The 310-nt window shown below is 66.8% G+C and carries 1 protein-coding gene; it reads right to left on the bottom strand.

The window, feature by feature from the left end; genetic code table 11:
* A partial coding sequence (locus EN846_RS34360; protein ID WP_135928143.1) for an Arm DNA-binding domain-containing protein occupies positions 1 to 310 on the bottom strand: 310 nt, incomplete at both ends.

Genomic DNA, 310 nt, shown 5'->3' with positions numbered 1-310 from the left:
GTCGAGGAAGGCCCCGACGGCCTCGCCGAAGGTGGGCTCGGCCTGCTCCTTCCTCAACGCGAGGCGGGGGTCCTCGCCCTTTGCCAGGGCATTGCGGCAGGCCTCGGCTTTCTCTCGTGCCAGCGCCAGCGAGGTATCCGGGTAACCGCCCAGCCCGATGACCGAGCGCCGGCTATCGCGTTTCCACATGAATAGCCAACTGCGGCTTCCGCCTTCCTCCTCGACCTGCAGGAACAGGCCGGCTCCATCGCCATGGCGGCCGGGCTTGAGCTTGGCTGATTTCACCGTCGCATCGGCGAGCTTGTGTTTG

It is taken from the genome of Mesorhizobium sp. M4B.F.Ca.ET.203.01.1.1, assembly GCF_004791025.1.
Taxonomy (GTDB): domain Bacteria; phylum Pseudomonadota; class Alphaproteobacteria; order Rhizobiales; family Rhizobiaceae; genus Mesorhizobium; species Mesorhizobium abyssinicae.
Note: the sequence above shows the minus strand (reverse complement) of the source record. Positions and strands in the feature narration are given on the sequence as shown.